This window comes from Vibrio owensii CAIM 1854 = LMG 25443, from assembly GCF_000817815.1.
Lineage (GTDB): Bacteria > Pseudomonadota > Gammaproteobacteria > Enterobacterales > Vibrionaceae > Vibrio > Vibrio owensii.
The window spans coordinates 22325-36860 of sequence record NZ_JPRD01000021.1 but is presented as its reverse complement, the minus strand read 5'-3'; the positions used below and the strand labels follow the sequence as shown (position 1 = coordinate 36860).

The following is a 14536-nucleotide window of genomic DNA, read 5'->3' as shown; positions in this document are numbered from 1 at the left end:
CATCAATACTGATAACGCTCGTGTACTGCTCTCCAATTTTCGGCTGAAAGCCAGGACAACACTGGATGCTGCCTAATAAGCTGCCCAGTGGCAACGGAGTACAAACCGCCGACACGGGATGCCATTGTCCGGTCAAGGAATAGCGTAAATACGACAACAGCTCATCAAACGGTTGGCTGTCGCGAACACATTGGCTAAACTTTTTTCGGCTCGGACATGCGCTCTTTAAATAATGTGAGGTTACGCTGCGCTAAGCTCACGTGCTTGGTGTCGCCGTGGTCAAAAAGCAAATCGGTGACTTTAAATAAACGCTTGGCGGTTGGGCGCCAAGTGATAAACGACACAGAGCGGGTCGCAAACTTGTTGCCTTGCGACTCAAAGAACAGCCGTCTTGAGTCGTCCATCATTTGCATCACGGGGTGTGGAAATGCCGAAGACTCAACGTCGGGGTAGGAGTCGGCAATTTCGCAGATGGTGTCCACATGGAGCATGTAGCCAGAACCCAGAGAAGACAACGTTTGGTTGAGACGAGCGGTCATGGCGTTGCGCTCTAAATTGGTGGCAGTGTCCACGTCCATGCCTGTAAAGCGCCACCCTGCGGTAAAGGAGCCATCCTTACCGAGCATAACGCCATTATCGACTAAGGCTGCCCAATTGAGTAAATCGGGGAGTCTCTTGGCCGTGTCGCGGTACGATTTAAGGGATAACATAGTAAAACCCTATTCATAGAAGCAAAAAAAGCGCTCGGGTTAGCGAGCGCGAAGAGAGTGAGACGGTTTGTGTAGATACTTGACGCCAGCGGCGGGGTAATAACGCTGAAACTTCGCGTAACGGCGATACACCGGACGTAACTGCGCGTCGTTTTTGGCCATGAGCCTTGTAATGAGCAACATCACCACATCGATAACCGTGGTGTAAATGTTTTGCAGAACCACCAACACAAGACATCCCGCGCCCATGAATAAATTGGCGCGATTGAACGGATGAATCGGCGTAAACTGCAACTCATCATATCTGCATTGCGAACGTCGATGAAGAAGAAGGTGCGGTTCGCTGTGCTCCAGCTTACAAGCAGCTCACAGAGCGTTTTTTCTAGTGCGTTACCCTAATATCGTTGAGCTTATCTTGGCGATTCGCAAGCGTCAGGAAAGCAAAGGGCTGCGTTTCAAGTGGTTGTCATTCCGAGACATTGCTAAGAAAGTCCAAGAGATCTACGATGGTAAGAAGCTTGATGGCTATGCTAATGCTACCGCTTCCATTTTTCAAGCGTTCAGCCCTACCCCAGCCTTTTTACCTCACTAAATATTGAGCGTATCCGCGCAAGCGGAGGATTTCACACTTCTATAGAACATGCGAATTTTTATTTGTCCACTTAAAAGGTAGTGCAAGAAAATAGAGCAAAGATTTACCCTAAGAATGCCCCTGGTTAACATGCAGTGCTTATGAAAACTTCGTACTTAGACTTTGTATCTAGATAAATATTTAATAAAAGATCATCGCTCCGCTCATTAGTACCTCCCATCAAAAGTCATCACGTTCAGTGCACATTGGATCTACGAGAAGGGCTTTTGACAGACATATCCGTACACAAGAACAGTATTAACGATCAATCAAGGTTCGAGCTGGAGGGAATATAAGGAGAGAGCCTAAGCGAACGAACATATTTCATTCGGCTTGAAGCAGACAGAGCGAAGCGGCGTCAGTTTATCAGGCTCGCTGAATCTTTCTTTTGTCATTCGACAAGAGACTTTCGCATAACCTTCACCTCCAGAAAGTCTTATTCGCTATGCTCGCGCATTCTAGCAAGACGAAGGACAACTTTCGTACCGGAACCACTGTGAACCCAAAGAGCTTCTGAGTACTCGGATAGGACGCTTCTTACTCACTACGTGAGGGCATTCTGGTATTCTATTCGTCGCACAGCGACTCATGAAAATAAAGGTTACACCGTCGCTAAGTGTAAATAAAAAATGGCGAAATGGGAGTTTAAGGTGCAAGGTAATTCAATTGGTTGTGATTGTTTTGTAGTGGTGGTGTGTTTTAGTTGGATGGGTGATGTTTCGGGAATGTTGCCATGAGTATATCTGTTCAAATTAAGGGTTTTGCGCCCATTTCAGCGATAAGTCCAATGTGGCTGCTTCAGCCCTTATCTATAAAGGCGTTACAGTAAATTAGCTTCAGCAGAATAATTAGTTCATACCTATGGATTTGCGAATCAAAGTAGACATAGCTATCGCCATTTAAGTCATGACACTGGCGAGAGTGAAAAATAGTAATGATATATGATGTTTTTAGATTTAATAACGGCCGTGATCTTGAAGTGCACTCCAAAGTCATAACGGTTTTTGTGCAAAAAAACACTCAACAGTATCGTTGATATTAGGAATCATAATTTCGCTAGACCTTACAGGGTATAGCCTCAGAGCTAAGTCTGGACTTTCTGCTGAAATGGCCTCCCCCCCCCCAAAAAAAAAATAGGAGGCCGTTTCAAATAGCGACCTAGGTAATTGATCGTCTTATGCGATTGGTTCGTTTTCTTACAAAAATGCCGTTTCCAACGACGGTGATATTGGCTACGCAGAAAGGCGAACCAATCTTTTTCATGACGTATGAACGGGCAATCGTCATGGTTTAAATCAAGCTCTAAGTAATGCGCCCTTAAGAGCTGCGTGAGCGCAGTTCGTCAACACGCTTCTGTTACTTTGGCTTTGAAATAAATTGGCTTCTATAGCTCTGTTTGTTGGCAAATTCCTCTCCGTGTTGCTGGAGTCGTTAAAATGTCGGCCGCGCATTTGAATAATCGATTAAGTAACCAGCAAGCATGACGAAAGATAGGCCAGAGAGTGCTCGGTATGGTGAAGGTGATGTGTTGCCATTCACAGTCAGGCAACACATGCTGTTGTTGGTGTATCCACCTTTCGGTGGATTTGACGCCACAACTGCTACAAGCACGAGACTTACAGCTATTTGGTGTAGGTACAGCCGGAGTTCCTGTATTTATAGAGCCATGATCCCTGAATCACAAGCCATCATTCGGGTGAGGCTATCGACAACAACATCTCTGATTTCAGAGATGTGTTTACTGAGACAAATGGCCCAGGTGCCATTCCGAGAGAAAAATTGTCTGAGTGATCGTGAGTGCATGACCAGTAGGGTAATGCAGAATTGTTAGCACACTGTGAAGGTTAAGTCTCTTTGCTTTCGAGCTGAGCTCGCTCAGGCGGCTATGCCGCCGCTTGTTCATTCAGTTGCTTATTTGGAAAGAGCCGCGCATGAGTCGCGGTTTTTTTGTGCTTGCACTTTGCACAGGAAAATCAAATTTTTTTGCGTAATTCTCCGAAAGTTTTCAGCGTTTTTGTCCGTTTCTCACAAAAGCGCAATCTAAATCCTTCTTATTCAAACAAAATCTGTCGAAAACCTGTCTACTTTTGTTGTAAATGACATGCAAAGATGAATTTTTACAACACAATATATTATCTATTTGCATGTGATTATGTAGATGTTGTGTTATAAAAGCGAGTTTTTAGCAAAAAGCTCGGAGTTTTTGACAAGTATTCTTCTCGCCCTCAAAATACACTGCCAGCCATTGATGATCCTCGAAGCGGTTTTCGAGGAGAGAGATTGAGGAAAACGCATGTTTACTGCAACGAACGTGTTAACACCAGAATTTATCGAGCAGCCGCTTGATAAGTTATGGTCACTGATCTCGCCATTGTACATGGTGGACGAGTCTCAATGGCTAGAGCAATTATTGCCACTAGCGACGCCGACAGCGGAAGAAAAATCGGCAATCACGACCCAAACAACCCAGCTTATCGAAGCTATCCGTGCGGATAAGAAGTCAATTCAGATGATTGATGCGCTATTGCTGGAATACAGCCTTGATACCCAAGAAGGTATCTTGCTGATGTGTCTTGCAGAAGCATTGATGCGTATTCCTGATTCAGCAACGGCGGATGCGCTGATTAAAGATAAGTTAAGCGTTGCGGATTGGAAATCTCACCTTAAGAGTTCTGATTCCGTGTTCGTAAACGCTTCAACTTGGGGCTTAATGCTAACGGGTAAAGTGATTGGTCTTGGTGAGCAAGAAACCCAGAGCCCAGGTCAGGCTGTAAACCGTCTGGTAAACAAATTCTCAGAACCTGTGATTCGTAAAGCCATGTATCAGGCAATGAAGATCATGGGTCATCAGTTTGTACGTGGTCGTACGATTGAAGAAGCGCAGAAGAACGGTCGCCCAATGCGCGACAAAGGTTTCACTTACTCATTTGATATGTTGGGTGAAGCGGCGCTGACCACGGCAGACGCAAGTAAATACTTCAAAGACTACCTAATGGCGATTGAAGCCGTTGGTCGTGAAACGTACGGCAGTGACACAAGCCCTGCTCCTTCTGTTTCTATCAAGCTGTCTGCACTTCACCCACGTTACGAAGTGGCGAATGAAGAACGCGTGGTGACAGAGCTTTATGACACCTTAACACAACTGCTTAAACGCGCTATCGAAGTGGATGTTGCCATCACGATTGACGCAGAAGAAGCGGACCGTCTTGAGTTGTCACTCAAACTGTTTGAAAAACTGTACCGCAGCGACCTAGTGAAAGGTTGGGGCAAGTTTGGTCTAGTAGTTCAAGCCTACTCGAAACGTGCACTGCCAGTATTGGTATGGCTAAACGGTCTGGCAAAAGAGCAGGGTGATCTGATCCCGCTTCGCCTAGTAAAAGGCGCGTACTGGGACAGCGAAATCAAGTGGTCGCAACAAGCGGGTTACGAGAACTACCCTGTTTACACGCGCAAAGAAGCGACGGATGTTGCTTACCTAGCGTGTGCGCGCTTCCTACTAAGTGAAGGCGTGCGCGGTAATATCTTCCCGCAGTTTGCTAGTCACAACGCACACACTGTTACGGCGATTGCTGTAATGGCAGAGCACAAAGATTACGAATTCCAACGTCTGCATGGTATGGGCGATTCGCTTTATAACCATGTAATGGACACTTACGGTCAGCCAGTACGTATTTACGCGCCAGTCGGTAGCCATGCGGATCTACTGCCTTACTTGGTTCGTCGCTTACTAGAAAACGGCGCGAACAGCTCGTTTGTGCACCGTTTGGTCGATGCACGTTGTCCAATTTCAGAGCTGACGCATCACCCTGTTGATGTGTTGACCTCGTTTGAGACCTTGCACAACGGTCAAATTCCAATGCCAACCGGCATCTTCCCGGAGCGTAAAAACTCGTACGGTGTGAACGTTGATATCGATAGCGAAGCGAAGCCGTTTGAAGGGCAGGTTGAAAGCTTCCTGAATCAGAAGTGGACTGCGGGTCCGATCATCAACGGCGTGAAACATGCCGAAAGCATGATCAAGGAAAACTCCGCAGAGATCATTACTGCACCTTACGATCGTCGTATTGAAGTGGGTCAGGTGGCTTTCGCAAGCCTTGATCATGTTTCCGCTGCGATCGAAGCGGCTGATGCTGCATTCCCAGAGTGGAAAGGCACCGCGATTGAACAAAAAGCGGCGTGCCTAGATAAGCTTGCGGATCTGATGGAAGAAAACTTGGCTGAGCTGGTGGCGATTTGTCACCAAGAAGCGGGCAAGACGATTCATGACAGCATTGATGAAGTGCGTGAAGCGGTCGACTTCTGTCGTTACTACGCGAAACAAGCGCAAAATCTTCAGCCGTTTGAGCTAGAAGGCTTTGATGGCGTGAAACGCATGTCTAGCCGTGAAGGGTTAGGTGTATTCGTTTGTATCAGCCCATGGAACTTCCCACTCGCGATTTTCCTTGGTCAAGTCACAGCCGCATTAGTTGCAGGTAACACCGTCGTCGCTAAGCCTGCTGAACAAACTAGCTTAATTGCGGCGCGAGCGATCGAATTGATGTTAGAAGCCGGCTTCCCTGCTGGTGTGATTCAGCTATTGCCGGGTCGTGGTGGTGAAATTGGTCATGCATTAACGTCTCACGATGCGATTGCAGGCGTGGCATTTACTGGTTCGACAGCAACAGCGCAGCGCATCAATGTGACGCTTGCCGAGCGTAGCGCGAAGCCAGTACCGTTTATCGCTGAAACTGGCGGTCAGAACGCCATGATTGTGGATAGTACGGCACTACCAGAACAAGTTGTGCGTGACGTGATTCGTTCCGCTTTCGCTTCTGCAGGTCAACGTTGTTCTGCTCTGCGCGTTCTGTTCGTTCAAGAAGACGTTGCAGATCGCATCATCAACCTTATCCAAGGTGCGATGAATGAACTGCATGTTGGTATTCCTTACCTGCACAAAACGGATGTGGGTCCGGTTATCGACAGCAATGCGAAAAATAAACTCCTTGCTCACCTAGAGCACATGACAAGCACGCAAACCAAAGTTGCTCAATTGCAATTGGATGAAGCGTGTCAGCACGGTGATTTTGTGTCGCCAAGTGCATTCGAAATCTCGGGCATTGATGTTCTGAAAGAAGAGCAATTCGGTCCCATCTTACACATTGTTCGCTTTAAAGCGTCTGAGTTGCCAAACGTGGTTGAGCAAATTAACCAAACTGGTTTTGGTCTCACAATGGGCATCCACAGCCGTAACGAAACCACTTACCGTTGGATTGAAAAACACGCTCGTGTGGGTAACTGCTACATCAACCGTGATCAGGTTGGCGCGGTGGTTGGCGTTCAGCCATTCGGTGGTCAAGGTTTGTCGGGTACAGGTCCGAAGGCTGGTGGTCCTCACTACCTATACCGCTTTACTAAACAACATCTTGTTCAAGCAGAGAAGGCGTAAGGAGTCGCATTATGGTTCATCAGATCACGTTTTTTAAAGATGCATTCTCTGCGTGGGAGCAGTGGAATCTGACCGATTTTGATTACAAATGCGAGCATTTACTGGCATTTAAATCTGCGATTGAAGAGCAGCATAGCGTGGCTGGCAAAGTGGTGTCTTACCACTTGCAGCAAGCGTCTGCTCTGCTGGCAGAAACTCATCAGTTAGTGGGCCCTACGGGTGAAACTAACGAGCTGTACGCAGCGGGTCGCGGTGTGGCTTTGGTCGTTTGTGAAAACAACCTAGCAAATACCGAGAACGCTCTGTACAGCACATTTGCAATGATCACCTGTGCTCTGATTGCAGGCAACAGTGTGGTGATTTGCAGTGACAATACAGAGCTTACCCAATTGGTTAAGCAGGCTGTAGCGTCAGCAAACTTCCCATCTAACTTAGTCCAAGTGGTTGCGTACGATGCGTCTTCCCCGTTGTTAGACAGCGACGTACGTAGTGTGGGTTATGTTGGGCATTCACAGGTTGAGCATGCGCTTAACCTGCAACTGGCTAAGCGTGACGGTGCCATCGTCGGCTTAGTTTCTGAAACGGATTTAGAGTCACCGACATTGACTCATGATCCTCATCTGTCGTTGCGCTTCATTACCGAGCGTACTCGAACGATAAATATTACAGCAGTGGGCGGTAACGCGACTCTACTCGAGTTGGGAAGCGACTCCCACTAACCTGACTTGTGATACCAATCTGAATCAAAAGAGCCTGAGAGCTTACTCGGGTTGGTATCTCTTACTTTGATGTATTGCTGCGATGGCAAAATATCAAAGCGGGCAAGGAAGGAAATAATTATAACGAGGACTATCAAATGATAGAAAATAGCTTTGCTATCACGACCACTTTTGTGGCGTACTTACTAATTATGGTTGCCATTGGCGTTTACGCGTATAAGAGGACTTCCAATTCATCAGACTACTTCCTAGGTGGTCGTAGCCTTGGTCCATGGCCAGCGGCACTATCTGCAGGTGCATCAGACATGAGTGGCTGGTTGCTACTTGGTCTTCCGGGGTATGCGTATGCAGCAGGTATTGAAGCGTTCTGGCTAGCAGGTGGTCTGCTTGTGGGTACATGGCTAAACTGGTTAATCAGTGCAAAACGCCTACGTACGTACAGCATCCAAACTGATGCGCTAACGCTGCCTGAGTTCCTGTCGCGTCGCTTTAACGATAAGTCGAAACTGATTCAGACAATCTCTGCGTTCTTCATTCTTCTATTCTTCCTTTTCTACACCAGCTCAGGCTTGGTAGCAGGGGGTAAACTGTTTGAGACCGTATTCGGCTTGGATTACAGCATTGCCGTTATCATTGGCACAGTGTGTGTGGTTTCGTACACGCTATTCGGTGGTTTCTTAGCGGTATCTTGGACGGACTTGGTGCAAGGCCTATTGATGGCGGCAGCACTTATGATTGTACCTGTTGCAGTAATGGACGGTGGCCTAGGTCAACTAGCGACGGACATGCACAACATTAACCCAGAGTTACTAACGCTATGGAGCGACGTGAAAGGTGAGCCTCTATCGGCTATCGCGATCATTTCTTTGGTAGCATGGGGTCTAGGTTACTTTGGTCAGCCGCACATCCTAGCGCGTTTTAAAGCTTCTCGTTCAAACAAAGACCTAACAACAGCGCGTCGTATCGCTGTGGGTTGGACTGCCCTTTCTATGGCAGGTGCAATGCTAGTTGGTCTTGTTGGTCTAGTGTGGGTAACAGGTCACCCTGGTACACAGCTAGATGACGGTGAGAAAATCTTCATGCTATTGGTGAACACAGTATTCCACCCAGTGATTGCAGGTATCCTATTGGCGGCAATCCTAGCGGCGGTAATGAGTACTGCGGATTCACAGCTTCTAGTATCTTCATCAGCTCTTGCAGAAGACTTCTACAAGCAAGTGATTAAGCCAGATGCAACGTCTGAAGAAGTGGTAATGATTGGTCGTGTAGGCGTTATCGTGATTTCTCTTATCGCGCTATTCCTAGCAATGACGCCAGACAGCTCTGTTCTAGGTCTTGTATCTTACGCTTGGGCTGGCTTTGGCGCTGCGTTTGGTCCAGCAGTTGTACTTAGCCTTTACTGGAGCGGCATGAACCGTAACGGCGCACTAGCAGGTATCCTAATCGGTGGTGTGACTATCGTGGTTTGGAAACAGCTAACAGGCGGTTGGTTCGATGTGTACGAAATCGTACCGGGCATCATCTTCTCTACTATCGCTATCGTGGTAGTGAGCAAAATGACTGGTGGTGCAGCAGAAGAAGTGCTTGAGCAACACAAAGAATACGAGAAGAAGTTGGTTGAACTAGACTAATTCCTCTCAATTAAAAACAAAGCCCGCGTTCATCGCGGGCTTTTTTGTGCTTACTCTATGGTTGATGGTGATTTGAATGACCTGTAATACCTCAATTAGAGAATTTCTGAGGTATAGTAAAAAACGTGTTGACCCGTCTATCAGTGTAGGGCTGATGCTATGTCTGTACCGACAAAACGAGCCACTATGCTAACCGTAACCCAACTGGCCAGAGAGTGTGGACTCTCTCGTACTACGATTCTTTACTATGAACGTGAAGGCTTGCTAGCGCCTGCACATCGTTCAGAAAACGGTTATCGCTGGTATGGAGAAAAAGAGATGCAGCGTTTAAAAACGATCTCGTCTTATCGTTCTTATGGGTTACCGATTTCCAGCATACGCACTTTGTTGGCACAGAAAGGCAAATCTCAAGCGGAGATCTTGAAAGACCATTTCAATGAACTCGAACGTGAGATTCAAAACCTACGAGCGCAGCAAAAAGCGATCGTGGTGCTATTACAAGAACCACAACTGATAGAGGATAATATTGTGACTAAAGAACGTTGGGTACAAATCATGCAAGCTGCGGGTTTCTCTGAAAACGACATGGTGACATGGCATCAGAAATTTGAAGAGATGGAGCCTGCTGAGCACCAAAAATTCCTTGAATCTTTGGGTATTGAGCAAGACGAAATTGTGCGCATTCGTGCTCTATAATTAGCGCCTAAACAGCGTATTAAAAACCGGTTAAATAAAAATAAGCCTCTTCGTGAGGCTTATTTTTTGTGGCGCTATATTTAATAAAAAAGTTTAATCATAAACTGCCTAGTGACGGATTTTTGAGTAAACCACAGTGTTACTCAATTCCCCTGAGGTAGATAGGCGATCGTGTCTCAACTCACCTTCAAAATCATAACCACAACGCTCTGCCACGGCGCGGCTTTTTAGGTTGGTTGAATCTGCCGTAATAGCAATGCGCCTCGCACCAAGATCTTCAAACGCGTAGCGCTCTAATTCTAACACCGCCTCGGAAATGTAGCCGTTACCAACAGCGATATCATCTAACCAGTAGCCAATCTCAAATGCTGGTACTTCTTGGTCTCTAATCATCAAGCCAACGGCACCAATTAAGCGATCGCTTTCCTTTTCGATAATGAAGTAACGCAATTCCTCTTCGAAGTTTTCAAAGTTGGCGATGGCTTTTTCTGTTCCCTCAATCATGGCTTCTAGTGTGAGCACATGTGGCACCCAAGGAAGGTACGTTTCGAGCGTCTTCTGGCAACGTACCACGACTTGATGTACTTCCTCTGCACGTTCCAAACAAGCGGGGATTAGCTTAAGACGTTTCGTTTCCATATCGGCTCTCCTTTGGGTGAAAAATGAACGAAAAATCATTTAATCAGATGTACTTAGAATGATCTAGTCGTTCGTACAATATTATTCGCTTGGTTTGCTTGGAAGAACCTGAGAGAATCGTACGGTTATTAAACCAACTAGGTTCATTATGAAACTTTTAGTAAGAAACTTGGCTCGTGAAACAACCGAGCAAGAGATGCGCAAACTATTTTCAGCGCACGGCAAAGTAGAACTTTGTACTCTGGTTCTTGATCAAGAAACCGGTTTATCGAAAGGCTTCGGCTTTGTGATCATGCCAGATGAAGCAGAGGCGATTGCTGCACTGGAAGCGCTGAACTTGACCAGCGTAGCGAAAAGCAAGATTCGCGTGAAAGTCGCTCAAGACTAAGATAGAGAAAAGCCAGCATCATCGCTGGCTTTTTTGTCCCTTCAAACGAACGTTTTTTGATAAACACAAACTTCACGCTCTGCCCCTTTAGGGCCAACCCAAGTGTTTTCGATATAAGGTACATTGAGTTTGTTTATCACCGATTTGGAACGGTGGTTTTCTACTAAGTGCCGTACCTTAACTCCGGCTAACTCAAAGTCGATACGTGCGAACTCGATGAGGGCGCTCGTAGCTTCAAAGGCGTAACCCTTCCCCCAGTATGGGACGCCGAGCCAATAACCTAAAGTGCCATAGCCATCCTCAACTCTCGGTATGCTCACGGCGCCTAATAACTCTCCTGACTCACGCAAGGTAATAGCGTAGACGACACCTCTGCGCTCTTTGTACATTGGTGCATGTCCGTCAATCCATGTTTTCGCCATAGGCAGCTCATAAGGATGCGGAATGTTCGCGGTCATATCTGCGATGATTTTTTCACCCGTGAGTAAAGCGACGCGTTCGCTATCTTCATGCTGGAAAGAGCGCAGAATGAGTCGCTCAGTAAAGAGTTTTGGTTGTGTTGGCATAACGGAATCACCTTACAGATTGAATGACCCACACATCGAGATCAGGTCGGTAAGTTGTGTCGAAGTAGCCCAAATCATCGAACGCAAATCGGACTCCAGTTTCGTTGGCTCTTGGTTGGTTGCCACAAATCACATTAAACATCGTGCTGAGGAAGCGTCCGTGGGAAACCACCAAGTAGCGGCCACTGCCACGTCTGATGATAGATTGAAGGGCAAGGCTTGCTCGGGCGTAAAGCTCAACACCGCTTTCCCCTTCATTGGCAGAGACGACGCAAGGTTGGTACGGGTTGACGAAATCAGCCATAGGGTATTTGTGTTGAGATTCGCTAAAAGGTAACCCTTGCAACGGGCCGTTATCACGCTCCATTAATTCATCATGCGTGGTCATAGGGACATTTAGGTGTGTAGAAAATATCTCACCAACATGACGTGCACGCTGCATTGAGCTACTTAAAATCGCATCGTACTTTCGCCCTTCTTCGGCAAACTGTTTCGCGCGATTTTCGGCTTGTTGAATCCCAATTTCGGTGAGCGGACTGTCGAATCGTCCTTCATGAACGCGTAAATCATCTGCAAGTGAACGTCCATGGCGGACGAAGGTAATATGAATCATCTTACTTCCTTGTTTATCTCTTTGGAACGGCATGTTCTGTACGAAGAGGGAGCCAGCTCCACTGCTTATTTTGCACACAATTCACACTGTAAATTGAAGCCGTTTTGGAGAGATAAATCCGTCTTCTCTCGCAGGCAAGCAGAGCAATATGGGCAATACCGAATGTAAAAAATAAGTACGTACAATCAGTTATGTATGATGTCTCGTAGTATTACATACATAGGTGCTATTTTTCATAATTTGGTTGAAAAATTGAGGTCTGACCAAGGTCTCAGTTTTTGAGTCCTTGGGTGTCATTTTTTGGATGTGGGACACAAAAAAACAAAGGGGCTTTTTTATTGTGGAATTATTTTGAACAAAATATGTCAATTGTCAGTAGCACAGGAAATCAGGGAGAAAGGAAATGCCTAATATTTATTGCTCAGTTTGCAAAAGAACAACGCAGCATAAAGTGATCATGAAGCGTTGTGAACCAGAGCATATCGCTACGCTAACTGGCAAAGTCGTGAGTTTTACTCAGTTGATGGCAAAGTTTGTATCAGGTGAGCATTACTACGAAATGGAACCGCAGTACTACTGTCGTTGCTGTAACCATCGCGCTATCGGTGAAGTGGTTCAACATCCAGCGCGACAGACATCAGCAATCATGTAATCGACGTTTAAGCAGCCAGTTCTTTCTCTGCTGCAAATGGCATTCCATCGATCATAACTGGCCAGCCGTAAGAGGCATATTCAGACGCCAGAGATTTTGCCACTTCGTGTGAAACGGTCGTGTACGTCCATTCACCAACACCAAATGGCTTGTACGCGAGTTGTAGGGTTAACATTGCTTTCTCCTCATTATTTTTGCCTATTATTGCCTTACCATTTGGCTCATTTCTTTTTTTAAAAGCTCATGTTTTTCTATTCAAAGTTCATCATTCCATTTTTTCGTTAACAAAATTATCTTATTAATAAAGTTACCTATATTGTTTGACCTATTTATAAATTAGACGCATGAATGTTTTCATTTTTAGAATATTTGACGACTTTTTGTTCAGGGCAAACGTTAAATGCCTGCGAGTTTCACACGTTGCTCATTTCACTATTTGCAAACTGAATAGTAACTATTAATCTGGTGATTCCTGAGTTGTTACAAGGATGTGGTGAATGGGTTATCAACTAGACAGAATTGATTTACAGATTTTGAGAGTGTTGCATTCTCGAGGTCGAATTCCAGTGGTGGAATTGGCGAAGCAGGTTAACTTAACCACATCACCATGCTCTGAACGTGTAAAACGGTTGGAAAAAGAAGGCTTCATCAATGGCTATCACGCAGAGCTCAATGCCGAAAAGCTTGGGTTAGATGTGCAGGTCTTTATTCATATTCGCCTTGATCAAACCAGCTTCTCGATTTTCGAGAAATTTGCTAAAGCGGTCGAGTTGATGCCTGAAATTGAAGAGTGCTACTCGCTGTCGGGTGACTTCGATACCATGATCAAAGTGCGAGTGAAGAACATGAAGGCTTACCAAGAGTTTATGTCGAGTAAGCTTGGGACGTTGCCTGGCGTGATACAAACTCGTAGTGAAGTGGTCATCGAAGAACACAAGACTGGATTTGGTGTCAATCCAGAGCTGCTTGGTTAATACCTACGCTTGGGTTCACATGACAGACACAAAAAAGGAGCCATGGAGGCTCCTTTTCAATTCTCGAACGTAGCTTGTATCAATTAAGCGCTGACGAAAGTGGTCAATACGCCGATCAGGCCACCAAATACGCCACCCCAAACTACGAGCCAGCCAAGATGTTCTTTAATCATCTTCTGTACGATTTCTTTCACCAAAGCTGGTGTCAGTTCGCTAAGGCGCTGATCGATGATGCTTTCGATGTTCTGCTTGATTTCATCCATCATTGCTGGCGATTCCATCTGCTCTTTTAGCGCTTCTTTGATGCTGTCGCTCTTACTCAGATCGATAATGGATTCTTGCATCTTCTCTACGAATGGTTGGCGCATAGGTTGCAGCGCTTCTGCTCCGCCAAACATCGCTAGCATGCCACCAAACTGAGATCCTTCGATGACTTCAACCAATGAGTCAAACGCTGGGTTTAGGTCGACTTTCTCAATCACGGGTTCAAGATTGATGTTCACACCACCTGCCATTTCTTTGTTTAAGAAACGATCGATGTTTGCTTCAGTAAAGAACTGCTCCATCATCAGGTTTTTGATTGCCAGCTTGAACTCTTCGAAGCGCGCTGGAATGACGCCAGAGCCATATAAGCCGGGTACTTTTTCAAACAGCATGTGAATCGCTAGCCAGTTGGTGATCGCGCCAGAAAAAGCGAACAGACCCGCGTACCACAGGTAATCATTTTGAATGTGATATCCCGCGCCCATCATGGCGATCGCGAGGATATTAGTCAGCAAACTTTTGTTCATAGTGACCGATTATGTATGAGTTGATGAAGTAATAAGTGGGCATGATTTTATACCCAACCGACAGCTAGATGCTAGGTTGAGAACAATAGGATTCATGTGGG

Annotated in this window: 15 protein-coding genes and 1 pseudogene; 8 read left to right on the top strand and 8 right to left on the bottom strand. The window is 46.1% G+C overall.

Annotated elements, in window-relative coordinates; genetic code table 11:
- Window positions 1–194: 194 nt before the first annotated feature.
- Together H735_RS13535 and H735_RS31655 are read right to left on the bottom strand one after the other, a co-directional pair.
- Window positions 195–710, bottom strand: coding sequence for a hypothetical protein (locus H735_RS13535; protein ID WP_155399398.1), 516 nt, complete (start codon window positions 708–710; stop codon window positions 195–197).
- 39 nt (window positions 711–749) lie between these two features.
- Window positions 750–941 (bottom strand): VirB3 family type IV secretion system protein, encoded by a 192-nt coding sequence (locus H735_RS31655; RefSeq protein ID WP_020197801.1) that lies wholly within the window; start codon window positions 939–941, stop codon window positions 750–752.
- A 154-nt stretch (window positions 942–1095) separates the two neighbouring features.
- Between H735_RS31655 and H735_RS13525 the strand changes: the two genes are divergently transcribed.
- Window positions 1096–1302 (top strand): hypothetical protein, encoded by a 207-nt coding sequence (locus H735_RS13525; protein ID WP_020197802.1) that lies wholly within the window; start codon window positions 1096–1098, stop codon window positions 1300–1302.
- Window positions 1303–2473: 1171 nt separating this feature from the next.
- Here H735_RS13525 and H735_RS31650 read toward each other — a convergent pair.
- Window positions 2474–3144: pseudogene (locus tag H735_RS31650) on the bottom strand (transposase zinc-binding domain-containing protein); the annotation flags it as partial.
- Window positions 3145–3634: 490 nt separating this feature from the next.
- On the opposite strand from H735_RS31650, the gene putA reads away from it, so the two are divergent.
- The 4 genes from putA to H735_RS13505 all read left to right on the top strand — a co-directional run bounded on the left by putA (window position 3635) and on the right by H735_RS13505 (window position 9812).
- Window positions 3635–6766, top strand: coding sequence for a bifunctional proline dehydrogenase/L-glutamate gamma-semialdehyde dehydrogenase PutA (gene putA / locus H735_RS13520; RefSeq protein WP_020194150.1), 3132 nt, complete (start codon window positions 3635–3637; stop codon window positions 6764–6766).
- 11 nt (window positions 6767–6777) lie between these two features.
- Window positions 6778–7485: a 1-pyrroline-5-carboxylate dehydrogenase gene (locus H735_RS13515; protein WP_020194151.1), complete on the top strand. Its 708-nt coding sequence runs from the start codon at window positions 6778–6780 to the stop codon at window positions 7483–7485.
- 137 nt (window positions 7486–7622) lie between these two features.
- Window positions 7623–9116 carry a sodium/proline symporter PutP gene (gene putP / locus H735_RS13510; protein ID WP_009706662.1) on the top strand — a complete coding sequence of 498 codons (1494 nt, stop codon included), beginning with the start codon at window positions 7623–7625 and terminating at the stop codon, window positions 9114–9116.
- A 186-nt stretch (window positions 9117–9302) separates the two neighbouring features.
- Window positions 9303–9812 carry a MerR family transcriptional regulator gene (locus tag H735_RS13505; RefSeq protein ID WP_009706661.1) on the top strand — a complete coding sequence of 170 codons (510 nt, stop codon included), beginning with the start codon at window positions 9303–9305 and terminating at the stop codon, window positions 9810–9812.
- Window positions 9813–9920: 108 nt separating this feature from the next.
- On the opposite strand, the gene H735_RS13500 is transcribed toward H735_RS13505, so the two are convergent.
- Window positions 9921–10451 carry a GNAT family N-acetyltransferase gene (locus H735_RS13500; protein ID WP_020194152.1) on the bottom strand — a complete coding sequence of 177 codons (531 nt, stop codon included), beginning with the start codon at window positions 10449–10451 and terminating at the stop codon, window positions 9921–9923.
- A gap of 148 nt (window positions 10452–10599) precedes the next feature.
- On the opposite strand from H735_RS13500, the gene H735_RS13495 reads away from it, so the two are divergent.
- On the top strand, window positions 10600–10839 hold the full coding sequence (locus H735_RS13495; protein ID WP_009706659.1) for an RNA recognition motif domain-containing protein: 240 nt from the start codon (window positions 10600–10602) through the stop codon (window positions 10837–10839).
- A gap of 41 nt (window positions 10840–10880) precedes the next feature.
- Here the strand turns inward: H735_RS13495 and H735_RS13490 are convergent, their stop codons facing one another.
- Both H735_RS13490 and H735_RS13485 read right to left on the bottom strand, forming a co-directional pair.
- On the bottom strand, window positions 10881–11405 hold the full coding sequence (locus tag H735_RS13490) for a GNAT family N-acetyltransferase (protein WP_020194153.1): 525 nt from the start codon (window positions 11403–11405) through the stop codon (window positions 10881–10883).
- Between the two features lie 7 nt (window positions 11406–11412).
- Window positions 11413–12018 (bottom strand): histidine phosphatase family protein, encoded by a 606-nt coding sequence (locus H735_RS13485; protein WP_009706657.1) that lies wholly within the window; start codon window positions 12016–12018, stop codon window positions 11413–11415.
- A gap of 403 nt (window positions 12019–12421) precedes the next feature.
- Between H735_RS13485 and H735_RS13480 the strand changes: the two genes are divergently transcribed.
- The gene (locus tag H735_RS13480) at window positions 12422–12670 is read left to right on the top strand and encodes a hypothetical protein (protein WP_020194154.1); all 249 of its coding nucleotides are present in this window, start codon (window positions 12422–12424) and stop codon (window positions 12668–12670) included.
- A gap of 7 nt (window positions 12671–12677) precedes the next feature.
- Here the strand turns inward: H735_RS13480 and H735_RS31390 are convergent, their stop codons facing one another.
- A complete protein-coding gene (locus H735_RS31390; protein ID WP_009706656.1) occupies window positions 12678–12845 on the bottom strand; it encodes a hypothetical protein in 168 nt (55 codons plus the stop codon).
- A gap of 322 nt (window positions 12846–13167) precedes the next feature.
- Between H735_RS31390 and H735_RS13475 the strand changes: the two genes are divergently transcribed.
- Window positions 13168–13644, top strand: a complete 477-nt coding sequence (locus H735_RS13475; RefSeq protein ID WP_020194155.1) for an Lrp/AsnC family transcriptional regulator — start codon at window positions 13168–13170, stop codon at window positions 13642–13644.
- Between the two features lie 83 nt (window positions 13645–13727).
- Here H735_RS13475 and H735_RS13470 read toward each other — a convergent pair whose 3' ends face one another.
- Window positions 13728–14435, bottom strand: coding sequence for a DUF445 domain-containing protein (locus H735_RS13470; RefSeq protein WP_005435770.1), 708 nt, complete (start codon window positions 14433–14435; stop codon window positions 13728–13730).
- Window positions 14436–14536: the final 101 nt, after the last annotated feature.